Annotated in this window: 18 protein-coding genes; 12 read left to right on the top strand and 6 right to left on the bottom strand. The window is 58.7% G+C overall.

Annotation, left to right across the window (positions count from 1 at the left end; genetic code table 11):
* Window positions 1-177: 177 nt before the first annotated feature.
* From WCA10_RS12920 to WCA10_RS12905, 4 genes are all read right to left on the bottom strand, one after another.
* Window positions 178-1,347, bottom strand: coding sequence for an anhydro-N-acetylmuramic acid kinase (locus tag WCA10_RS12920; RefSeq protein WP_472822929.1), 1,170 nt, complete (start codon window positions 1,345-1,347; stop codon window positions 178-180).
* Window positions 1,344-2,537 carry a beta-N-acetylhexosaminidase gene (nagZ, locus tag WCA10_RS12915; RefSeq protein WP_472822928.1) on the bottom strand — a complete coding sequence of 398 codons (1,194 nt, stop codon included), beginning with the start codon at window positions 2,535-2,537 and terminating at the stop codon, window positions 1,344-1,346. Before nagZ ends, WCA10_RS12920 begins: the two co-directional genes overlap by 4 nt.
* Window positions 2,538-2,670: 133 nt before the next feature.
* Entirely contained in the window at window positions 2,671-5,370 is a 2,700-nt protein-coding gene (gene mutS / locus WCA10_RS12910) for a DNA mismatch repair protein MutS (protein ID WP_472822952.1), read from the bottom strand.
* Window positions 5,371-5,781: 411 nt separating this feature from the next.
* Window positions 5,782-7,614, bottom strand: coding sequence for a tetratricopeptide repeat protein (locus WCA10_RS12905; RefSeq protein WP_472822927.1), 1,833 nt, complete (start codon window positions 7,612-7,614; stop codon window positions 5,782-5,784).
* 327 nt (window positions 7,615-7,941) lie between these two features.
* On the opposite strand from WCA10_RS12905, the gene WCA10_RS12900 reads away from it, so the two are divergent.
* The 9 genes from WCA10_RS12900 to WCA10_RS12860 all read left to right on the top strand — a co-directional run bounded on the left by WCA10_RS12900 (window position 7,942) and on the right by WCA10_RS12860 (window position 17,342).
* A complete protein-coding gene (locus tag WCA10_RS12900; RefSeq protein ID WP_472822926.1) occupies window positions 7,942-8,778 on the top strand; it encodes a cytochrome C assembly family protein in 837 nt (278 codons plus the stop codon).
* Entirely contained in the window at window positions 8,775-10,157 is a 1,383-nt protein-coding gene (gene hemA, locus WCA10_RS12895) for a glutamyl-tRNA reductase (RefSeq protein WP_472822925.1), read from the top strand. The genes WCA10_RS12900 and hemA overlap by 4 nt, the downstream gene beginning before the upstream one ends.
* Window positions 10,154-11,107, top strand: coding sequence for a hydroxymethylbilane synthase (gene hemC / locus WCA10_RS12890; RefSeq protein WP_472822924.1), 954 nt, complete (start codon window positions 10,154-10,156; stop codon window positions 11,105-11,107). The genes hemA and hemC overlap by 4 nt, the downstream gene beginning before the upstream one ends.
* A gap of 113 nt (window positions 11,108-11,220) precedes the next feature.
* Entirely contained in the window at window positions 11,221-11,997 is a 777-nt protein-coding gene (locus WCA10_RS12885) for a uroporphyrinogen-III synthase (RefSeq protein WP_472822923.1), read from the top strand.
* Window positions 11,998-12,209: 212 nt separating this feature from the next.
* Window positions 12,210-13,616 (top strand): PQQ-dependent sugar dehydrogenase family protein, encoded by a 1,407-nt coding sequence (locus WCA10_RS12880; protein ID WP_472822922.1) that lies wholly within the window; start codon window positions 12,210-12,212, stop codon window positions 13,614-13,616.
* A 420-nt stretch (window positions 13,617-14,036) separates the two neighbouring features.
* Window positions 14,037-15,095, top strand: coding sequence for an IS1595 family transposase (locus WCA10_RS12875; RefSeq protein WP_472822921.1), 1,059 nt, complete (start codon window positions 14,037-14,039; stop codon window positions 15,093-15,095).
* Window positions 15,096-15,531: 436 nt separating this feature from the next.
* The gene (locus WCA10_RS12870; RefSeq protein WP_472822920.1) at window positions 15,532-16,335 is read left to right on the top strand and encodes a DUF5343 domain-containing protein; all 804 of its coding nucleotides are present in this window, start codon (window positions 15,532-15,534) and stop codon (window positions 16,333-16,335) included.
* A gap of 159 nt (window positions 16,336-16,494) precedes the next feature.
* Complete coding sequence (locus WCA10_RS12865) at window positions 16,495-16,827, top strand: hypothetical protein (protein WP_472822919.1); 333 nt, start codon at window positions 16,495-16,497, stop codon at window positions 16,825-16,827.
* On the top strand, window positions 16,824-17,342 hold the full coding sequence (locus tag WCA10_RS12860) for a helix-turn-helix domain-containing protein (protein ID WP_472822918.1): 519 nt from the start codon (window positions 16,824-16,826) through the stop codon (window positions 17,340-17,342). The genes WCA10_RS12865 and WCA10_RS12860 overlap by 4 nt, the downstream gene beginning before the upstream one ends.
* A gap of 292 nt (window positions 17,343-17,634) precedes the next feature.
* Here WCA10_RS12860 and nth read toward each other — a convergent pair whose 3' ends face one another.
* Together nth and hemQ are read right to left on the bottom strand one after the other, a co-directional pair.
* Window positions 17,635-18,348, bottom strand: a complete 714-nt coding sequence (gene nth / locus WCA10_RS12855; protein ID WP_472822917.1) for an endonuclease III — start codon at window positions 18,346-18,348, stop codon at window positions 17,635-17,637.
* Window positions 18,349-18,354: 6 nt separating this feature from the next.
* Complete coding sequence (gene hemQ, locus WCA10_RS12850; protein WP_472822916.1) at window positions 18,355-19,182, bottom strand: hydrogen peroxide-dependent heme synthase; 828 nt, start codon at window positions 19,180-19,182, stop codon at window positions 18,355-18,357.
* Window positions 19,183-19,272: 90 nt separating this feature from the next.
* Here hemQ and WCA10_RS12845 point away from each other — a divergent pair, with 90 nt between their 5' ends.
* From WCA10_RS12845 to WCA10_RS12835, 3 genes are all read left to right on the top strand, one after another.
* Complete coding sequence (locus WCA10_RS12845; RefSeq protein ID WP_472822915.1) at window positions 19,273-19,911, top strand: DedA family protein; 639 nt, start codon at window positions 19,273-19,275, stop codon at window positions 19,909-19,911.
* A gap of 105 nt (window positions 19,912-20,016) precedes the next feature.
* Window positions 20,017-21,360: an inositol-3-phosphate synthase gene (locus tag WCA10_RS12840; RefSeq protein ID WP_472822914.1), complete on the top strand. Its 1,344-nt coding sequence runs from the start codon at window positions 20,017-20,019 to the stop codon at window positions 21,358-21,360.
* A 258-nt stretch (window positions 21,361-21,618) separates the two neighbouring features.
* Window positions 21,619-21,819, top strand: a complete 201-nt coding sequence (locus WCA10_RS12835) for a Flp family type IVb pilin (RefSeq protein WP_472822913.1) — start codon at window positions 21,619-21,621, stop codon at window positions 21,817-21,819.
* The last annotated feature ends 20 nt before the right edge of the window (window positions 21,820-21,839 follow it).

Here is a 21,839-nt window from a genome sequence, read left to right as displayed (position 1 = left end):
AGGAAAACTTAAGCTTCAAGTCGTCGCGGGCGGCGTTCTTGATTGCTCCTGTACGAGGACGCACGGCGGCGCGGCGCGGCGACGGCAGGACTTCAGTTCAGCGGTCTCAAGAAACGCGAAGCTTCCCGAGGCCGTGGGCATCCGATGAAAAACGTCAGCACCGCAAACCAGGCCAGCTTACGCATAGCTGATCTGTCCCAGAATTGCGGGGCGCTTTGCGCCGGTCGCGCTTGGTATGTTGCCCGGAAGTTGATGCCAGGTCATCCAGGCCATCAACGCAAAGGCAGCGGATTCCTTGGCTTCAGCCGGCATGCCGAATGGTTCTGTCGTCGTCAGCGTGCAACCCAGCGGCTCCAATTTCATCGCGAGCATCCTCATCAGCGTCGTATTGCGTGCACCGCCGCCGGAGACGATGTAGTCGATGGGAGCGTGTTTCATCTTCGGCAGTACAAACTGCGTGAAGCTCCCTACAATGCTTTCCGCCGTGAGGGCGGTGGCCGTAGCCAAAGCGTCTTCCGGTTTGCGGCTTGCACGCCGACAGGCAGTGAGAAGCTTGACCGCATACTCGCGCCCGAACTGCTCGCGCCCCGTGGTACGCGGTGGCTTCAACTTGAAATAGGGATCGCGCAATATCTCCGTCAGCACCGGTGCAAGAACCTGACCTCTCGCAGCGATCGCGCCGTTGCGGTCGTAGCTCTTGTTGAAGAGCGTCTGCGCCAGCCCATCGATCACCATGTTGCCGGGACCGGTGTCGAAGGCAAATACCTTGTCGCCATAGGCGCCCGCGGGCAACGCAGTCAGGTTCGCGATGCCTCCGATGTTCTGCAATACCCGGCCGCGCTTAGGATCGGAGAACATCACAAAGTCGAGAAGCGGAACAAGCGGCGCGCCCTGCCCGCCCACAGTCATATCCGCAGGGCGAAAATTCGAAACAACGGGCACACCCATCTCTGCGGCGACCAGCGCAGCTTCGCCCGCCTGCCACGTGCAGGCAAAGCTCTTGCCCGCGTAGAATGCAGCGCGCGCCTGGTGATAAAGCGTCTGCCCGTGACACCCGATCAAATCAATTTGGACGGTATGCCGCCTGACCGTCGCTTTCACCGCTTCGGCGTAAGCAAGACCCAGTCGCCAATTCAAACGCGCGAGTTCCGCCGTCGTCGTCGACGTGGCATTCATCGCCGCAAGCACCGCTCGACGCAACGCGGCCGGATAACGAAATCCTTCATGCGCCAGCAGTGTGAGCCTGGGCCGTCCCTTCGCAGGCGTGATCTCGACTAGAGCGACATCGATCCCGTCCGCGGACGTTCCGCTCATGACGCCGGCCACGATCATCGCCTTAGGCTTCACGATGCCTCCGCGGGAGAAGCTGCCCTCGGTGCGGCATCCGCAGCCGCGTTCGTAATCTTCGCGACTGTGTCGTTGAAGTCGAGGATGTTCTTGCGCAGCGCTTCGTATCTGTTCGCGTTGAGCGCGGGCGGCCCGCCGCGCGCATAGAGTCGAGCCCGTTTGCGTGCGGCGTCGCGTGCTGTGGCCATGAGAACTTTGCGAAAGCCCGCCGACCGCTCGCCCTCTGAAACCAGAGCGTCATAGCTGCGCAGAATCAGCTCGGGGCTGTGGCAGATCTCAAGCAGGTCTGACCCGGCGAGAATGGCTGCCACCGCCGCTTCTTCGACGGGCAAAAACTTCAAGATCCCGCCCATCTCAAGATCGTCTGAAAGAATGATTCCCTTGTAGCCGATCTGTCTGCGGAGCGTTTGCGTGATCCAGAAGCGCGACGCGCTGGCAGGCTCGTTTTTGCCGGGGGTGTGCGGATACGCCGCGTGATTCATCATGATCATCGGCATCGCGCGATGCAGCTCCCGATAGGGAACGACATCCTCATCCCACATCTGCGGCCATGTGCGCTCGATCTCCGGCGTGACAAAGTGCGTATCGCCCTCCGCACCGCCCAGCCCTGGAAAATGCTTTCCGCAACTGATTACTCCCTGCGCGGCGACGCCGGCCAGAAACTCCCGCGCGTAGGCGATCACCGCCGCAGCATTCGCGCCGGCTGTGCGCGACCCTAAAACCTCCGCTGCCTCCGGCAATGCCAGATCGACCACCGGCGCCAGCGTCGTGTTGAATCCAAACGCCTTCACCGCGCGTGCAATCAGCTCGCCGTGCTGCCGTGGCAACGAAGACGATCCGGATGCCGACACCCTGGGTGCCCCATCCTTTCGCGTTTTTTGCGAAAGAGTGGGAAGGCGCATCGCAGCAGCTACGGCTTGCGCGGACGCTATCGGCGCCAACGCATCGCGCAGACGATTCACCGTCCCGCCTTCCACATCGACACAGCGCACCGCCCGGGGGCAGCAGAATCCGGTGGCCTCTTCGAGAAGCGCGCGCGTCTGCTGCGGGTCCTTGATATTGCGCCGGAAGAGAATGACGCCACCGGAACGCACCAGTCCGAGCCACGCTCGTTCGAGGCCAGTCAGCTCCGTGCCGCCCAGTCCCACCACCAGCAGACTTCCCGCCGCCTGCCGCACCGTCATCGTCATTAAATCTCCAAATCCTAAACCCGTCGGTTCCTGTTCCCTACGTCCCTATGTCCCTTAGTCCCTATGTCCCTCTGTCCCTTTGTCCCCATGTCCCTCAGTCCCTTTGTCCCTATGTCCCCATGTCCCTCAGTCCCTACGTCCCTCCCTTCTTCATCTCCTGTTGAAGCTCTTCCAGCAGATTCAGCGCCTGCAGCGGCGTCAGCGCATTCACATCCACCGCCTCGACGCGATCGACGATGCGCTGCGACAGGGGAGTGAAGATGGTCATCTGCATCGGCTCGGGCGCGGTCTCCACCTGCACGCTCTGGCGCTCCTGCTTCTCATGCTGGCGCAACACATGCTTGGCGCGATCGATTACGGCGGCGGGCAATCCCGCCAATTTCGCAACCTCGATGCCGTAGCTCTTGCTCGCCGCCCCTGGCTCGATCGTATGCAGAAAGACGATGCCGCCCGCGCCTTCCTTGACGCCAACACGCAAGTTGCGCACGCGCGGCAGTTTTTCGGCAAGCATCGTCAGCTCGTGATAGTGCGTGGCAAACAGCGTGCGCGCGCCCGTCTCCGCGTGGAGATATTCGACGGTAGCCCACGCCAGCGAAAGACCGTCGAACGTTGCGGTGCCGCGCCCCATCTCGTCGAGCAGAATCAGCGAACGCTTCGTTGCCGTGTTCAGAATGGTCGCCGTCTCCGTCATCTCCACCATAAAGGTGGAGCGGCCCCGCGCCACGTTGTCGCTGGCGCCGATGCGCGTGTAGATACGATCCACCAAACCCAGTCTCAAGCTCTGCGCCGGAACAAAGCTGCCCATCTGCGCCATCAGCACCAGCATCGCCGCCTGGCGGAGGTAGGTGCTCTTGCCGCCCATATTCGGACCCGTAATCAGCAGCAGGCTTGGCCCGGAATCACTCGAACTCAGATAGAGATCGTTCGGGATGAAGCGTCCTTCGCGCGTATCCTCCATCCACTGCTCGATCACGGGATGGCGTGCCGCGGCGGCTTCGAGTACGGGCTCCTCGGTCAGCACCGGGCGCGCATAACGCCGCAGTGCCGCAAGATGGGCAAAGTTGATCAACAGATCCGCCTCCGCCACCGCGCCCGACGCCTGCCGGATTCTGCTCGTCGTGCGCAACACGCTGATCCGAAGTTCCGAAAGAATCCGCTTCTCGATCTCGATGCAGCGGTCGTGCGCGGTCAGAATCTTGACCTCGTACTCTTTCAGTTCCGGCGTTGTAAATCGCTCCGCATTCACCAGCGTCTGCTTGCGTTGATAATCCGCGGGAGCCATGGCGAGATTCGATTTGGTGATCTCGATGTAGTACCCGAAGACGGAGTTGTAGCGGACCTTCAGGGACCCTATTCCCGTGCGCGCGCGCTCCCGCTCCTCGATCGCGGCAATCGATTGCCGGCCCGTCGACGAGATTGCACGCAAATCATCCAGTTCAACATCGACGCCGGCGGCAATCGCTCCGCCATCGGCCATGGTCAGCGGCGGCTCCGCGACAAGCGTCGAAACAATGCGAGCCGTTACATCTTCAAGCGTGTCCAGCCTTCCGATTAGTTTTCGCCAGAGCGAAGCCTGCATGGCTTCGACGGCCGTCTTCAACCCCGGCAGATGCGCGAGGCTGGCGGCCAGGGCGCGCACATCGCGCGGACCCGCCGAATCCAGACTCAGTCGCGCCAGCAACCGCTCGAGGTCGAGGATGCCATCGAATGCGCGCCGCACTTCTTCGCGCTTGAGCAGATCGCCGTACGCTTCGGCCACGGCCTCATAGCGCGCGTTCAAAACTTCGGTATCGATCAGAGGCCGCAGGATCGTTGCCCGCAGCAGGCGCTTTCCCATCGGTGTCACGCAGCAATCGAGTGTACGAAAGAGCGTCACCCTCTCGTCCTGTCCCGCGAAGAGCGGCTCGACGAGTTCGAGATTCCGCACCGTCACCTGGTCGAGTTCGAGCGCGGTCGAGTGCTCCTGGAACTTCAGCGAATCGATGTGCAGCGCCTCGTTCTTCTGCGTGGTGCGCACATAATGCAGAACAACGCCCGCCGCAATGGCCGCGGCCTCGTGCCCGACGAGCCCGAAGCCTTCGAGCGACCGCACCTGCAGTTGGCGTTCCACGAGCGGCACTGCAAAGTCCCGCGTCCACACCCAGTCTTCGACACGCGTCCGCGCGATGATGTTTTCGAGGGCCGCCGGCGCCTCCGCACTCGACGGCAGCAGCACTTCACTTGGCGCTGCAAGCGACAGCTCCTCCATCGCCTGTTGCCGCGCCTTCGGCCCCTGAAATTCCGCAACGCGAAACTCCCCCGTCGAAACATCGAGCAGGGCAATCGCGCACACGAGGCCACCGCTCCCTGCAGCATTCCCTCCTGCGTTAGGTCTTCGTTTTGTATCAGGGCCCGACTTCAGTCGTGCCGAGGAAGGCGCCACATCGGAGAGGGCTTTAGCCTCTGAGAAAATTCTCTCGGCAGCCACCTCGAAATATGCCGCCAGAAAATTATTCCGCTCCTGCCCGAGCGTTGCGTCGAGCGCCGTACCCGGCGACAGCACACGGGTGACTTCGCGCTTCACAATCTTTTTGGTAAGCTTCGGATCCTCCATCTGGTCGCAGATGGCGATCCGATACCCCTTGCGCAAGAGGCGCGCCAGGTAGCCTTCGACGGAGTGATAGGGCACGCCGCACATCGGCAATTGCCGCTCCCGATCGCGCGCCGTCAGCGTGAGTTGGAGTTCGCGGCTCGCGGTGACCGCATCGTCGTAAAACAGCTCATAGAAATCTCCCATGCGAAAGAAGAGCAGCGCATCGGGGTTCTCCCGCTTGGCAGCCGACCACTGACGCATAAAGGGAGTAGGCTCCAGCGACTTCGCACCAGTCTTCGTTCCCGACGCATCAGCGGGAGCTGATTCTTCTTCCAGGGCAGGGGGAGACGGCGGCGCCGCCGCGGATTGGAGGTCTGCGGGTTGCACGATTCCCTACAGATTATCGTGTGGTCACTGCTCCGCGCCCTGTGCAGAACAAGGGCAAATCTTGATGGGTCCTGATACGGGATCAAGATCCCGTTCCGAGCCAGGCTTTCAGCATATGATTTCCCGCACCAACCAACCATGACCGCGAAGAACATAGCTAAGGAGCAAAGGAAACCATGGCGAATGGCCTGAGCATTCAGATCGATGAACCAGACTGTTCCAAGGTCGTCCCTTTGCCCAGTTCGCTCTCCGCAATACGTAGCCGCCGCTCTTCGTAACGGTGGGTTATTGCTTGGCGGGTGATTGCCTAAGACTTATCGCCTGTTCGAGAGCTCGGTGAGCATCGACGAAATCCGGCTGGAGCCGTACCGCTTCCGAAAACTGAACGATGGCATCGTCCAACTTGCCCAACCTTGCCAGGGAGATTCCCAGGTTGAAACGTGCATTCGCATCGTCCGGCCGTAAGCGTACGGTCGCGTCAAACTCGCGTGCCGCCTCCTGCACTCTGTCTTCCTGAGCAAGAGCGATTCCGAGGTTGTAATGCGCGTCTGCATTTTCAGGCTGCAGGCGAACCGCCTGGGAGAACTCGGCTGCGGCATCGCTGGTGCGTCCCAGCGTGCCCAGAACAGATCCCAACCGGAAGTGAGCTACGCTGTCATCCGGTCTCAGCTTCACGGCTGTCTGCAACTCGCTGAGCGCCTCATCGGGATGTCCCGCCCGGGCCAGGAGCTGGCCGAGTTCGGCGCGCGCAGGGACGTAGTTGGGACGTACACGAACAGCTTCACGAAGTTGCGCAATGGCTTCATCGGTTTTGCCTTGAGCGTCCAGGGCAGATGCCAGATTGAAGTACGCCACATAATTGTCGTGCACCACGGCGACGGCGTGCTGGTAGAGCGAGATGTCGTCACGCCAGTACTGCACCTGAATCCCGGTAAGGGTCATGCACGCCGCTGTGACCGCCGCGGCCAGCGCCACGCGGAACCGGGGCCAGGGCTGGAGACGCTCCGCAATTTCCCAAACCACGGCAAGCGACAGGCCGATCATGGGGATGTAGGTGTAGCGGTCGGCGCGGGATTGCGCGCCAGTTTGAATCAGTCCGATGACCGGCACGAGCGTCACGACATACCAGAACCATCCAATGGCAAGGTAGGGGCGCTGCGGAAACGCGAGCACGACCAACACTGTGACGGCACACAGCGCGATGCCCGCAAAAATGGCCGGTACGACGAGCGATTGCAGGGAGTATGGATAAAACACTGCCAGGCGCGCGGGCCAGAACGATTGAAGGACATAAACAGTGTAGGTAATCAGAGCGTTTTCACAACGAATGGCCAGCGGAACTATATCGAAAGAGGCAACTGCCCCGCCCGCCTGGTGCGCGATGTAAGCGACGACCGACGACGCGAGGGATGCGGCAAAGAACGGGAGCTTTTCCAGGATGCGAACGCCACGACGCAGGGGCCAAAGATCCAGCAGGAGGAGTACAACCGGCAGGGTTACGAGCATCGGCTTGGCCATAAGGCCAAGACAGAAAAGGAAAAGGGCCAAGGCATAGCGGGCGCGTCCCGGCCGGGCTGCGTAGCTGGCATAGGCCCAGAGCGTCAGCATCCAGAAGAGCGCACTCAAGACGTCTTTGCGCTCGGCGACCCAGGCGACGCTCTCGACGTGCAGGGGGTGAACGGCAAACAGGAGAGCTACCATGCCACTCCGCCAGCGGGCGCCAGTCATGCGCCGGAGCACAACAAACAACATCAGCGTGCTAAGAGCGTGGAGACCTACGTTCGTCAAGTGGTGCCAGCCGCTGTCAAGACCGAAGAGTTGACAGTCCAGCATGTGCGAGAGCCAAGTGAGCGGAAACCAGTTTGAGTCGTGAAACGTGGTGAAAGCCCAAACTAGGCCGGACCAGGTCAAACCGCTGCGCACCTGCGGATTTTCGGTGACGTAGATGGGGTCGTCAAAGCTTACGAAAGCGTGGCTTCGCACCTGGCCATAGATTGCCAGCACGGCGACGAGCAACCCAAAGCCAATCCAGAAATCGAGGCCCGGTTTCCGCGCCGCGCCTGGCCTAATCCGTTCGGATGGCAATGGTTTGTGCCGGATCTTGCCGCGCTTGGTCAATCCGAATTTCCTCTTTGATTTCGAAAACGATGCCGTCGCACATTCGTCTCGCACGTTCGTGGCAGCATGAAACGATTTGTCACGGGGAGCTTTCCCAACGGCCTGCCATCCACACCAGCCCAGAGCAAAATTGCCCCATTTGCGGCTTCCTTTTGCAGCACATCTGCTAACCCCAATCAGTTTATAGACGGATTCGGTCGCCCCTCACGACAACCGTGGCAGCTATCGGGAGGTAGAAACAGATCACAGCCATCAAGTTCGGCCGATCCGTTACGGTGATTTGGATCACAGTATACTGAGTGCTAAGGCTTTAGATTTGAGTTCGGCATGCATCTCCTCTGGCTCCGAGTCGCGACCATCTTATACGCGGCTGCAAGTGTCACGATCTTCCCCGCCGTGCTCAATTCCTCAGAGCGAGCACGAAGGTGGTGCGTGCACCTGGGCGGCATGGCCTTTTTCTTCCATTTTGTCTCTGTCGTAGAAATGTTGGTCCAGGCCCACCGCTGGGTCCCGGTCGGCGCACGCGAAGCGGAATCGTTGCTTGGGTTTGCCGTTGCTGGGCTGTTCTTTTTGGCATGGTGGCTGTATGACGCCATCTCGCTGGGTGTCTTCGCCGTGCCAATTACGTTCTTTCTCGTCTTTGTTCCGGCGCTGGGCATCCGGGGATATGCGTTCCCGAGCGAAGGCGTCCGGACAAGCTGGCTGATTGCCCACATCACCGCGCTACTGGCTGCTTATGCTGCGCTGGGATTCAGCCTGCTGGCGTCGCTGCTCTACCTGGTGCAGGAACGACGCCTGAAGGCCAAAATCAAATCCACAGACGACTCGTGGTGGATACCACTGGACTGGCTGCCGCCGCTCGACACCCTCGAACGCATCGCCAATGCCATGCTGCTGTTCGGTTTTCCGTGCATGACGGTTGGGCTCATTCTGGGCGCGGTGCTTGTGCAGGAGACCTCGCTGGGCGCAGCCTACTTTGTCGATCCCAAGGTGATTGCTTCCTACGCCATGTGGGGACTCTACGTCCTGCTCCTCTATCTGCGTCAGTCCGCCGGCCTTCGCGGGCGCAAGGCGGCTTATCTTTCCGGAGCGGTATTAATCGTCATGCTGTGCGTGTGGGCGGCCAACACCGTCAGCCATGTCCACAGGTTCGGTGCCCCATGAGCCAGATTGTTCTCATCGGGGTGAACCACAAAACCGCGCCCATCGAGCTGCGCGAGCGCATTGCGATTTCCCGCGACGATCTGGCCGGCGTCACGCGTGCTCTTGCGGCTCAACCCGGCGTGAGCGAGTGCATGATCGTTTCCACCTGCAACCGCGTGGAGATGCTGGCCGCGGTCGAGTCGCCTGAGACCGATCTGACCAAATTCCTCAATAACCATTTCGCTCTCGATCCCGCCGTGCTTGCACCGCATATTTACGAACATCGCGACCAGCTTGCCGTGCGCCACCTCTTCCGCGTCGCAGCCAGTCTTGACTCCATGGTTGTCGGCGAGCCGCAGATCCTCGGCCAGGTCAAGGAAGCCTTCGCCACCGCGCGCGCGGCCGGAACCGTCTCAGGCGAGCTCGAGCACCTGCTGCAATCCGCCTTCGCCGCCGCCAAACGCGTCCGCACCGAAACGGCCATCGGATCGAACTCCGTCTCCATCGCGTCGGTCGCGGTGGAACTCGCCCGTAAAATTTTCGGTTCTCTCCAGGGGCGCACCGTCTTTCTGGTCGGCGCGGGCAAGATGAGCGAACTCGCCGCCCGTCACCTCGTGCAGCAGGGGGCCGGCGCGATTCTCGTTACCAACCGCACTCTGGAACGCGCCCGCCAGCTTGCAGAGCCTTTCAACGGACGGGTTATCCCGTTTGAAAAGCTCTACGAAACGGCGACGGATGCCGACATCGTGATCAGCTCGACCGGTGCGCCGCACCCGATCTTCCGCCGCGAGCACGGGCAACAATTCATGCATCGCCGCCGCAACCGCCCCATGTTCTTCATCGATATTGCGGTCCCCCGCGACGTCGATCCAGCGATGAACAAGGTGGAAGGCATCTTCGTTTACGACATTGACGATCTGCAGGCCGTCGCTGCCTCGCACATTGCCGAGCGCCAGACGCAGGCAGGCGATGCCGAGGCCCTGATCAACGCCGAGGTCGAGCGATTTCACCAGCGTCGCCGCACCGTCAACGTTGCCCCGGCGATCGTCTCGTTGCAACACCAGGCAGAAGAGATCCGCCAGAACGAATTGAAGCGCATGCACGCCAAGCTGGGCGTGCTCAGTGCCGAACAACTCGCCGCCGTTGAAGCGCTCACCCGCGGCCTCGTGAACAAATTCCTACATCCGCCGATGCAGGCGCTCAAGCAGGCAGCGCGCGAAAACGACTCAACCCGCGTGGATGCGCTCTGCGAAGCATGGTCGCTGCCGGCAGTGTCGGAACCGGAGGCGAAACCGCTTCAAACCCAATCTGAACCTTCTCCTCCAGCCAACACCGAGGAAGAGAGTAAATGCGCGGAGCGCCGCCGTCAAAACGAGCCCAGTGCCGTAGGAGGCAAATGAATCTGCGCATCGGCAGTCGCGGCTCGCAACTCGCGCTCTGGCAGGCCAACCACATCGCTGCACTGCTGCGCACGCGCGGTAACTCGGTCGAAATCGAGATCATCAAGACGACCGGAGACCGGCTGCAGGAGGTCACCTTCGCCCAGGTTGGATCGAAGGGTATGTTCACCAAGGAAATCGAAGAAGCGCTCGCCGAGGGCCGCGTCGATCTGGCGGTGCACTCGCTCAAGGACCTGCCCACGGAACTGCCAGCACCCTTCACGCTCGCTGCCACGCCGCCGCGTGTCGATCCGCGTGACGTTCTTGTCTCGGTGAAATATCACAGCCTGCACGCGCTGCCCCAGGGCGCGGTGGTGGGCACCAGCAGCCAGAGGCGCCGCGCTCAATTGCTCGCTATCCGGCCAGACATCCAGGCCGTCGAGTTTCGCGGCAACGTGGATACACGGCTGCGCAAACTTGCCGAAGGGCAGGTTGATGCCATCCTGCTGGCTGCCGCCGGTCTCGATCGTCTTGAGAAGACCGAATGGCTGCGCGAACGCCTTGAACCCAATCTCTTTTGTCCTGCAGCCGGACAGGGATCGCTAGGCATCGAGACTCGCAAGGACGACGCCAGGACGATGAGCGCGATTGCCTTTCTCAACGATCCGGCCACGCGCTTTGCGGTCACCGCTGAACGCGCCGCCCTCGCGGCACTTGGCGGAGGATGCCAGGTTCCCATCGGCATCCATTGCCGCGTTGCGCCGCAGGACGAAGCAGGGGAGTGGCAGGAGGTCTTCGCTGTCGTGGCCGACCCCGCCACTGGCAAGGCCGTTCGCATCCATCACGAGTCGCGCCGTTCCGAAATCGAGCCCATTGCGCTCGGCCGGCTTGCTGCGAAAATGCTTCTCGATGCCGGTGGAGGTCCGCTGCTTCAGGCCACCTCACATCCTTCCCCCGGCGCCTCCGCGTAATATTGATCCGTTATACGGCATCGGTTGTTTGGCAGCCTCGGGCCTTTTTGAGGGACATTGGCACTTCCCGGAGAGCAGATGAAGACCGGATTCGAACCCGCTGGAGCCTCTGCGTGACCGCGCTTGCCCTTGCCGGACGCCGAATTCTCGTGACCCGCGCCGCGCACCAGGTCGGCAGGCTCAGCGAAGCACTCCGCGCCCTCGGTGCTGAACCCGTTGAAGTCCCCGTCCTCGAAATCCAGCCGCCCGGAAGCTACGACCCGCTCGATCACGCCCTGCGCAATCTCTTCAGCTACGACTGGCTGGTCCTTACGAGCGCCAACGCCGTGCGCGTCATTGCAGAGCGTGCCATTGCGCTCAGAATTCGGCTCCACGACCATGGACCCCACATTGCCGCAATCGGGCAGGCCACGGCCGAGGCGGCGCACCACATTGGCCTCCACGTCACCCTGACGCCCGAAAGCTACGTTGCCGAAAGCATGGTTGCAGCGCTCTGCAGTCGGGTGAAAGGCAAACGTGTACTCCTGACCCGTGCGGCCGTCGCCCGCGACATCCTCCCGGACGCCCTGCGTAATGCCGGAGCGACCGTCAACGTCGTCGATGCTTACCAGAATGCGATTCCTGCCACAGCACCGGACCAATTGCGCGCCGCCCTGGGTTCGCGGCTCGATGCGGCTGCCTTCACCAGTTCCTCCAGCGCGACCCACCTCGCCGAAGTTGCCCGCGTCGCCGGTATCGCCTTTCCATTTGCAGACGTCAAAGCCATCTCCATCGGCCCCGTCACCAGCGCCACGCTGCGCGAACTCCGATGGGAACCTGCCGCGGAAGCGACGCCTCACGACATCCCCGGGTTGATCGCCGCACTCAATCGGGTGCTGGGTCCGACCTAGGCTGCTTCCCGCAGCATGTGAAGATTTAGAACTGGTTGCATAAATGGATTCTGAAAGGGCATGCCTTCAGCCGTGCCGTAAGCAGCACAATAGGATCCTCGGCTTTAGCCGCCGAGGGATGTTCTTTCGACGATCTGCCATTTCTTTCCCAATTTCTCCGCAGCCTGTTTAGCCCCTGAGATATTTCATCAGACTGGATCTAAACTACTGTGATGGGTTGCGCTCTGAACCGCATTCTTTTGTTGCCATTCCTCGCCGCCGCGGCCACCCTCTTCGGCAACCCTCAAGAACCACATAAGCTGGTCTATGCGCCGGGCAAGTCGATCACCCTTGCGTTGCCAGCCAATCTCGACATCAACGTTGCCGCGACAGGCCTCAAACGCGTTCGCTTCTTTGCTCAAGCACCTGACGGCCGCATCTTCGCCACCGGCATGTATAACCTGGCCGACAACGGCCGGGGGACGGTGTTTATTCTCGACGGCTGGAACGAGAAGACGCACACCTTCACGAAGATCACGCATTACCTCGATCATCTTCGCAACCCGAACAACCTTGCCTTCTGGACTGACCCCGCAACCAAGCAGACCTGGCTATACCTGCCGCTCACCGACAAGCTGGTACGCTACAAGTACAACGCCGGCGACGCCGCGCCCACTTCTCCACCCGAAACGCTGATCCGCTTTCCCGATTATGGCCTCCACTACAAATACGGCGGCTGGCACCTGACGCGCACTGTGGCGGTGATCGACCTGCACGGAACGCCCCGTATCTTTGTCTCTGTCGGATCCTCGTGCAACTACTGCCAGGAAGACGAAGTCCTGCGCGCGTCCGTTGTCAGCATGGACCCCGACGGCAAGCATCAGCGGCTGGAAGCGCAAGGCCTGCGCAACGCCGTCGACATCCACCAGGTGCCTCAGCTCGATGGTGCACCGGTCTTCGCCACCAACATGGGTGACGACCACCTGGGCAACAAACTGCCCGAAGACACCTTCTTTGCCTTGGCCGCCAATGCAACTCCCGCCGCGAATTACGGCTGGCCAACCTGCTACTTCGCCAACGGCAAACCCGTGCACGATACAACTCCGCTGCCGTCGCTCAATGATGCGCGCGCCGGGGGGCTGATGGCCCAGAAACCGGAAGAGGAAGGCTCGGTGTATGGCCGGCAGAAGGGAGTTGCGGCAGCGGGTACGAATCTTGGTGCCGGTGGCGGTCGCCAACATGAGCCCGATCCGAATGCCGATCTCGGCAAGGCGTCTGAAGCACTCAAATCGTGCGACAAGGTGCCGCCGGCCTACACCACGTTCGCGGCGCACAGCTCACCCCTGGGATTTGCATATTTTTCTCAGGGTGACGGGATGTTGCGCGATAGCTTCCTGGTTGCCCTGCACGGAGCCAGCCATCCCCGTATCGGGACCGGTTACAGGGTTGTTCGCTTCACACCCTCCGATCGCGAGCCCCGCGATTTCATTACCGGGTTTCTGACCATTGAGAATGGCAAGCCGGTGGTGCATGGACGCCCCTGCGGCATCCTGCGCCTCGATCGCGATACCTTCCTGCTTAGTGACGACTATCTCGGCCTGATCTACTATGTGAAGCCCAGAACCCAGGCCCTTCCGTGAATTGACTCGCCGAATCGATAACGTTGAAATTGGATGTCAAGAGTCGGCTTCCCCAATCTGCGTCGCATCCTGCTCATTCCATTGCGCGAAATATTCTCTGGAGTTTTGCAGGTTAATTCTTGGCATTCCCTATACTCGTCTCAGGGTCCGAATGCGGCAGGGATGATCGGCAAGCTGTGCGCATGGTTTGAAATCAAAATACCGGTCGCGCCGATGGATCATCGCACCGCATTCCGGGACCGCTTGCCTCGAAAATAGTGGAAACAGGCAAAACCGTTGCTCTAAGTTCCTATTTATGAAGACTTTGAGACCTAAGTCTAATTGAGAGAACGCCTTCCAGGATACCCTTCCGCCGAAGGATGATTATGCACTTGACACAGAATAGTATTCGCCCTATAGTTAATTCATGCATTTGAACTGGTGGGAAAGATCGATCTGCTTGCTGGTCGCAATCGTAATTTTCCTTTTCTTTCCCAGAGGGCGGAAACTGCAATGAACCTGATAGACGTCACTAAAGCGTTCCCGACAGACGAAGAGTGCTTAGGGTACATCGAGCAGATGCGCTGGCCCGATGGCGTGGTTCGCTGCCCTACTTGTGGAGTGGATAAAGTCAGCCGCATTACCCGCACCAACGTTCGCAAGGATGGCAAGGCTTCAAAGAACGTCCGCAAGAGCGTTTTTCAATGCCTAGAGCCTACCTGCAAACAGCAGTTCTCAGCCACCAGCGGCACGATCTTCAATGACTCGCATCTTCCCCTGCACAAGTGGTTCATGGCTCTTGCTATCGTCGTAGACGCGAAGAAAAGCATCTCTGCGAACCAATTGAAAGAGCACCTGGGAATCGGTTCCTACCGGACAGCATGGTACCTGGCGCATCGCATTCGTAAGGCAATGGCGGACGAGTCCGGCCCTTTTGAGCAGCTTCGCGGCACCGTGGAAATTGATGAGACGTACATCGGCGGAAAAACCAAGCGCCGTTTCGGACGCGCCAAAGAAAATCAAAGGCCTCGCGCTGAGAAGTTCGACATGGTTCTCGGTATGCGTGAGCGTGGTGGTCGCGTCAAATACGTCCACATCCCCGATGGCAAAGCGGCCACGATCCGCGAGGCGGTTGCGAAGCACATCGTACCGAATCCAGATAGGCTCTATACCGATTCAGCAGCGGTCTACAACTTCGCCCTTGATGCTCAGATGGCTTTGAAACACCGCGCCGTCAACCACTCTAGGGAATGGGTTGTGCCGAACACGAAAATCCACACAAACACTGTGGAAAGCTCGTTCTCTTTGTTGAAAAGGGGTCTGATAGGGAGCTTTCACCGCGTCTCGATAAAGCACCTGCACCGCTACCTGAGCGAGTTTGAGTTCCGGTTCAATATGCGGAAGGATACCGACAAGTTCACGCGCACACTGCGCAGGTTGGCGGGGATCGCACCCATGCCCTATGTGGAGCTTATCGGGGTTCCGAAGGGCGAGGCTTAGGGATTATCGGCTCTCTCGGCTTAGGTTCGGGAGAGCCTTTTATCGCGCTTGTCTTCTCTGGCTTCTGTTTTAAGAGTCGTGACAAGAGAGAATCGAATTTTTCCTTTTCAACTTTCATTCCCCACCGTTAGCGCCGTCCTCGGAAAGCTGATTCCCACGGGAGAACGATTTTCCGATTTCGCTGCCATATACTCAGCTTCCGGGCAGATCACGATGCGCTCTCCTCGATCTGCAACGACGCGCCTTTCCAGAACCCGTCCGCCATACTCTACCACCTTCACTTTAGTGCCTTCCTCAAAGCCCATAATTGCCCTCCATTCTCGGCAATTATGCCTATGTCGTAAGGCATCTCCAAATTTCATCCCAATCAATGTAGTACCCTATTGACACAACGCTTACGACATGTGAGTATTAATGTCGTAAGGAGATTGAGGATATGGCTACGACATCAACACAACCGCAAAACGGGGAACTGATTCCACCATACGTTCCCTTCACGACATTCCAGTCAGCCATCGATAATCTGCGCACGCATGGGCTTCCTGATCCAATCGACAAGACGACATGGGACAGCCGCTCCGGTTCAGATCAAATTCAAATCTTCGCAGCTCTCCGTTTTCTTAGGCTTCTTGGAGATGGCGATCATCCTACTGCCGCACTTCGCTCGCTGGTGGATGCGAAGCCCAATACACCTGAAGAGAAGGCGGTTCTCCGCGAACTAATCAGATCCCAATACAGCGAAATGCTCAAGCAAATCGATCTGAATACGGCGACGCCTGGACAGCTTGAGGACGCCATCGGAAGCTACCAATTGAAGGGCTCAACAAAGGATCGGGCAATTCGTTTCTTTCTAAAAGCGGCGACCTATTGCGGGATCGGCCTTTCTTCTCGGCTAACTCGGAATATGCGCGAGAGGGCTTCTTTGCCCTCTGCTAGCGGTGCGGAAGAGCAGAGCGGGGAAGCTACGCCAGCCCCGGTCACTCCGCCCAATCCTAGAAAGCGCCGCAAGAAGACCGCCAGCGGCGGAGTTCCGGTAGGGTCTGCTGGTTCGCAATCGCCAATTCCCGAAATGCCAGCAGGCAATGCAATGAAGACCGTGTCGTTGCCAAATGTCAAAGGCACTCTGACTATCAGCGGGACGTTTAACGCATTTGGATTGAGCGGCGAGGAACGTAAGCTTGTTTACGACATCATCGACATGATGAACATATTTGAAGCGAAGCTTGAAACAGAAAAGTGATTCTTTGGAGGGCGTCTAGCTGGTGCCAGGAGCAGGATTTATACCCTGCGAATCGTGGATGCGATTGGAGTTCAATTCTCCCGCCCTCCGTTCCAATTATGTCCGATCTGCCACTTTAGGGCAAGTAGTAATTGATTTAATGGGAAAGGTCTTGATAATATGTCAACAGAGGGCTATATTCCTCCTTGCCTCAGCGAAGAGGAATTGAGATCGCTTGTAGATGATTCTCTTGAGAACGGGCCAGAAAGCGGTGCCAGGCCGACTTTTCATGCCCTTTTTGACCATCTTGACCGAAACCTTTCTCTAGACGATGTCATCCATGGATTAGATAGGCCATGGAACTTTGACAGGCGGCCGGTGTTTAACAAAGAAGAGTGGCAGTGGAAATACTACATAGCCACCGAATCAATCGATGGTGATGAGATCCTCATCATCATCGCAGTAGATACCTTGAACCGCTCATTCGAGGTAGTTACGCGATGGAGACAATGACAAAACATGACTGCTTGGCTAGCCGGGTAGAGAAGTTTGCTACCGAGGCTGAGCCGTTTCATTTCCTTGACAGCGGATTGCCGAACGTTTATCTAATCGGGATTAAGTACTTTGTTTGTGAATGTGGGAGGATCGTTGCGGAAATTCCTGCGGTGAAGCAACTCATGCGCCTAATTGCGCGGGATTTGGTCGAAAGCAATACTTCCTTGACTAGCGATGAAGTCCGCTTTCTTCGGAAGCGGCTCGGCAAGAAATCGATCGATTTTGCGAAAGAGCTTGGTATTAAGCCAGAGCATCTTTCTCGCTTAGAGAACGGGAAGTTGCCGATTCCCGAGCCACTAGACAAGCTGATTCGCATGATCTATGCCATGTCAGCCGAAGACCTTGATTTACTGCGAAATGTGGCAATCATGGTCAAGTCATGGCTGATGACGTGGACAAAGCGTACAACAGAATTAAAGATCGTGAAGAGGATCGACCAAGATAACGAGTGGAGCAACGCGATGGCCGCGTAGGAATCACGCGCTTGGTTTAAGACGAAATGCCCACCCTCGCGGTGGGCATTTTTTCTGCCCTGTCACGGTATCTCAAGATTGCAACTAATTGCAAATATGTGTCAAGTGCATAATCATCCGCCGAAGTCATTTCCGCTGAGGACTTTGCATAAAAGAGGTTTTCTAACGCGCAACTGGATGGTTGCCTATTGTTCATGGCATCACAGCCGGCTGTCGAGGAACCGCGAACGTGCACTGACACGATCGATGCCCGGCCAGCGCCACGCTCCCATCCCAGTTGCAGGCCGCCTCTTCAGCTCTGCCAGGTCTTATCCTTCGAGTGGCAAAGCTGCTCGAGATTGCATTTGTCGCACTTCGGATTGCGCGCGATGCACACCTGCCGTCCGTGATAAATCACCTGGTGCGAGAAGCTGATCCAGCGATCCTGCGGAAGGATGCGCATCAGGTCCTGCTCGACTTTTTCGGCAGTGTCGGCTTTGGTCAGGCCGAGGCGATGCGCGATGCGGAAGACGTGCGTATCGACGACCACGCCCTCGGCCTTGCCGTAGCTCACGCCGAGCACTACATTGGCCGTCTTGCGCGCCGCGCCGGGAACGGTAATCAGTTCCGCCAGTGTCTCAGGAACCTTGCCGCCGAATCGCTCCACAATTGCCTGAGCCGCACCTTTGATCGACTTCGCCTTGTTGTTGAAGAACCCCGTCGTGCGAATAAGCTCGATCAACTCCGGAATTTCCGCCTTGGCCATCGCCGCCGGAGTAGGGAAGCGCTTGAACAGCTCCGGCGTCACCATGTTCACCCGCACATCCGTACACTGCGCCGAAAGGATCGTAGCGACGAGCAGTTCCCATGGCGTTCGATGCGTTAGCGCACAAACTGCATCCGGGTAAGCCTCGTCGAGCGCCTTCAAAATCGCCGCAATCCGTTCCGGCGCGAGATCGCGAGATAACGCGCGCTTGATCGCCTTCTTTGCCGGGTTCTTCTTCGCAGAAGTCTTTGTAGGAGACATAATCTCTTAGAGTTTGCCGTTGAGCCAATCCGGTAGCTTCTCAATCGGCAGCCGCACCCCCAGGTAGAACTGCCCGAACAGCGCATACACCGCGCTAACTTCGTCGAACCGCATCTCGTAGATCAGCTTTTTGAAGACGACCGGATCATCGGCAAACAGGTCTACGCCCCATTCCCAGTCATCCATCCCGATTGACCCCGAGATGATCTGCTTCACAACGTCGCCGTAGCGGCGGCCGATCATGCCATGTTCGTGCATCATGCGCTGCCGCTCGGTAAACGGCACCGTGTACCAGTTCACCTGCTCGCCGCGCTTGCGGTCCATGGGATAAAAGCAGAGGTATTTCGCTTCTGGAATGGAAGGGAAGAGGCGCGGCTTCATCGCCTCCGCTCCGCGCTTGAGCGAGGCCTCAACCTCGGCATTCCATTCCGGCGTGTGGTTGTCGAAGCCTTTGGCCGACGCTGCTTCGTACGTCTTGCGACTCGATTCATACAGACCCAGTTCAACCACAGAAACGTAGGAATGCGTCGGGATCAGAAAGTCAGAAAAGGCCGTCTGCGCCAGGTCCAGTTCAACCTGGTTCAGCGCCTCGAACGAATCGCGAAAGTGAACAAGGATCAGGTCGCCCTTGTGTCCCAGTTCGGAGAAGAGTCCCGTCTGCACCTTTCCATCGCTGCTTCGTTCCAGTCGCTGAAGCGCCGCAGTAAACTCGGCAACCATGTCCGAACGTTCGCCGTGCGCGGAGCACCGCCACGTCTTCCAGTCAAAGCGAAAAAACTGGTGCAACAGTGCAGACCCTTCAAGGGTAAGCGGAACGGGAGGAAACTCAGCCAACGGAAACACCTCGAACGTGCGTTGAAATCAACTCAATCCTAGCAGGATCAGGATGCTCGCCGCCTCGAACCTATATACTGATCGAAGCCCATGACCGAACGCATTTTGCCGTTTTTGATTCATTTCGTCACCCAGGTCATCGGCTCATTGGGATACACCGGCATTGCTGCTTTGATGGGTATCGAATCCGCCTGTGTCCCACTCCCCAGCGAAATCATCATGCCCTTTGCCGGCTACCTGGTCTACACGGGCCGCTTCAGCCTTTTCTGGGTCGCCACCGCGGGCGCCATCGGCTGCAATATTGGGTCCGTGATCGCCTATTGGATAGGTGCTGCCGGTGGGCGGCCGCTCATGATGCGCTATGGCCGCTGGGTGCTCATGAGCCATCACGACCTTGATCGGATGACGCACTTTTTCGAGAAGTACGGCACCATCACGGTCCTGCTCGGGCGTTTGTTGCCGGTCGTCAGGACCTTCATTGCATTTCCCGCAGGTGTGGCCAGGATGCCACAGTTGCGATTCCATTTCTACACCTTTATCGGTTCGTGGCCGTGGTGCTTTAGCCTTGCATACGTTGGCATGAAGCTCGGGGAAAAGTGGCACACCGATCCGCGATTTCAGCAGGCTTTTCATCGCTTTCACCTGGTGGTCGAACTGGGTCTTCTGGCCGCCATCATCTGGTTTGTCTGGACTCATATCAACCGCTTCCGCCAAGCCAGCGAAGCGTGACGCACTGCCGCGAAAGTCCGGCCCTGCGGGAGTACACTGTTGCGTCTGCGTGAATTGAAATTTCCGGATTCGTAAAGCAATCAAAGGAAGGTAAGGAAAAACAAAATGAGCACTTCAGAACAAGGCGGCCCGAAGACCGCTGTTGCAAAGCCTGAGCCCGCCAAAGGCAAGCTCGGAGTCATGGTGGTTGGACTCGGCGCCGTGGCCACCACGATGATCGCCGGCGTTGAAGCAGTCCGTCGCGGCATCGCCAAACCCATCGGCTCGCTTACCCAGATGGGCACTGTGCGCCTCGGCAAGCGCACCGACAACAAGTCGCCGCTGGTCAAGGATTTTGTCCCACTTGCGGACCTGAACGACATCGTCTTCACCGGCTGGGACATCTTCGAAGACAACGTCTACGAGAGCGCCGCGCACGCCAAGGTGCTCGACAAAGACCTGCTCCAGCAACTCAAGCCGTACCTCGAAACCATCAAGCCTCTGCCCGCTGTGTTCGACCAGTTCTACGTCAAGCGGCTCCACGGCACCCACGTGAAAAAAGGAAAAAACAAGCGCGACCTTGCCGAGCAGGTACGTGCCGACATCCAGGCATTCAAGAAGACGGTCGACCGCGTCGTCATGATCTGGTGCGGGTCGACCGAGATCTTTCTCGAGCCGTCTGCAGTTCATCGGTCGATCGAAGCCTTTGAGAAGGGCCTCGAGGCCAACGATCCCGGTATTGCCCCGTCACAGATCTACGCGTACGCGGCACTTACTGAGGGAGTACCCTTCGCCAATGGCGCGCCGAATCTCACCGTCGACGTGCCTGCCATGATTGAGCTCTCGAAGAAGAACTCCGCACCCATCTGCGGCAAGGACTTCAAGACCGGGCAGACGTTCATGAAGACCGTTCTGGCGCCGGCTTTCAAAGCGCGCTTGCTCGGAGTTTCCGGCTGGTACTCCACCAACATCCTCGGCAACCGCGACGGCGAAGTGCTCGACGATCCTGAGTCATTCAAGACCAAGGAAGAATCGAAGCTCGGGTCTCTTGAATATATTTTTCAGCCTGAGCTCTATCCCGATCTCTACAAGAACATCTTCCACAAGGTCCGCATCAACTACTACCCGCCGCGCGGCGACAACAAGGAAGGCTGGGATAACATCGACATCTTCGGATGGCTCGGCTATCCCATGCAGATCAAGGTCGATTTTCTCTGCCGTGACTCCATCCTTGCCGCGCCCATCGCGCTCGACCTGGTCCTGTTCCTCGACCTCGCCAGGCGCACGCCGTCGCTCAAGTCCATCGGTATCCAGGAGTGGCTGAGCTTCTACCTCAAGTCGCCCCAGACACGCGAGGGCCTGTATCCGGAGCACGATCTGTTTATCCAGTCGATGAAACTCAAAAACACCCTGCGTCACATCATGGGCGCCGACCTGATCACCCACCTCGGCCTCGAATACTACGACTAGGACTGGCCGTCCAGGCAACCGCCTCCCGCTAATCGGCAAAAGCACGATCCACAGCCAAAGCCTCATCCGCACGGGTGGGGCTTTTCCATTTGCGCGTTGAATACACTCGTTTTTGGGGGAGGGAACTAAGGTCCATGCACCCCCGTCATCTGTGCTCAACTCACTGGAAAGCGTTTAGTGGATGCATCGGGGCTGTGTAATTGGATGCACATGCGGTGGAACTTGCCGACTTATTGCATCCACGACAGGGGACACGGAATGCAAGAGCTCATCCTGAAGTTCTATGCTGCCGCAAGGTTCGTGCTTGATCGCACCGAGGGCCAGGGCATGACCGAATACGCGATGGCCGTCGGCCTGATCGCTTTCGGCTGTATCGCAGGCGAAGCGGCAATCGCCACCAGCGTGAATCACATCTTCATTGCGCTGGGAACCACGATCGTGAATGGCGTTACCCGGTAGCGACCGAAGACCGCGCGGCA

This window comes from Occallatibacter sp., assembly GCF_049582745.1.
GTDB lineage: Bacteria > Acidobacteriota > Terriglobia > Terriglobales > Acidobacteriaceae > Telmatobacter.
This window is presented reverse-complemented; position numbering and strand designations above follow the sequence as displayed.

Bases quoted from the DNA above. Each gene is read 5' to 3' on its own strand.
- WCA10_RS12880 (WP_472822922.1), top strand. From the start codon at position 12,210: ATGGGTTGCGCTCTGAACCGCATTCTTTTGTTGCCATTCCTCGCCGCC.
- hemA (WP_472822925.1), top strand. From the start codon at position 8,775: ATGAGCCAGATTGTTCTCATCGGGGTGAACCACAAAACCGCGCCCATC.
- WCA10_RS12860 (WP_472822918.1), top strand. From the start codon at position 16,824: ATGACAAAACATGACTGCTTGGCTAGCCGGGTAGAGAAGTTTGCTACC.
- mutS (WP_472822952.1), bottom strand. From the start codon at position 5,370: ATGCGTCAGTGGTCGGCTGCCAAGCGGGAGAACCCCGATGCGCTGCTC.
- WCA10_RS12900 (WP_472822926.1), top strand. From the start codon at position 7,942: ATGCATCTCCTCTGGCTCCGAGTCGCGACCATCTTATACGCGGCTGCA.
- nagZ (WP_472822928.1), bottom strand. From the start codon at position 2,537: ATGACGATGACGGTGCGGCAGGCGGCGGGAAGTCTGCTGGTGGTGGGA.
- hemC (WP_472822924.1), top strand. From the start codon at position 10,154: ATGAATCTGCGCATCGGCAGTCGCGGCTCGCAACTCGCGCTCTGGCAG.
- WCA10_RS12845 (WP_472822915.1), top strand. From the start codon at position 19,273: ATGACCGAACGCATTTTGCCGTTTTTGATTCATTTCGTCACCCAGGTC.
- WCA10_RS12835 (WP_472822913.1), top strand. From the start codon at position 21,619: ATGCAAGAGCTCATCCTGAAGTTCTATGCTGCCGCAAGGTTCGTGCTT.
- nth (WP_472822917.1), bottom strand. From the start codon at position 18,348: ATGTCTCCTACAAAGACTTCTGCGAAGAAGAACCCGGCAAAGAAGGCG.
- WCA10_RS12870 (WP_472822920.1), top strand. From the start codon at position 15,532: ATGGCTACGACATCAACACAACCGCAAAACGGGGAACTGATTCCACCA.
- WCA10_RS12840 (WP_472822914.1), top strand. From the start codon at position 20,017: ATGAGCACTTCAGAACAAGGCGGCCCGAAGACCGCTGTTGCAAAGCCT.
- WCA10_RS12865 (WP_472822919.1), top strand. From the start codon at position 16,495: ATGTCAACAGAGGGCTATATTCCTCCTTGCCTCAGCGAAGAGGAATTG.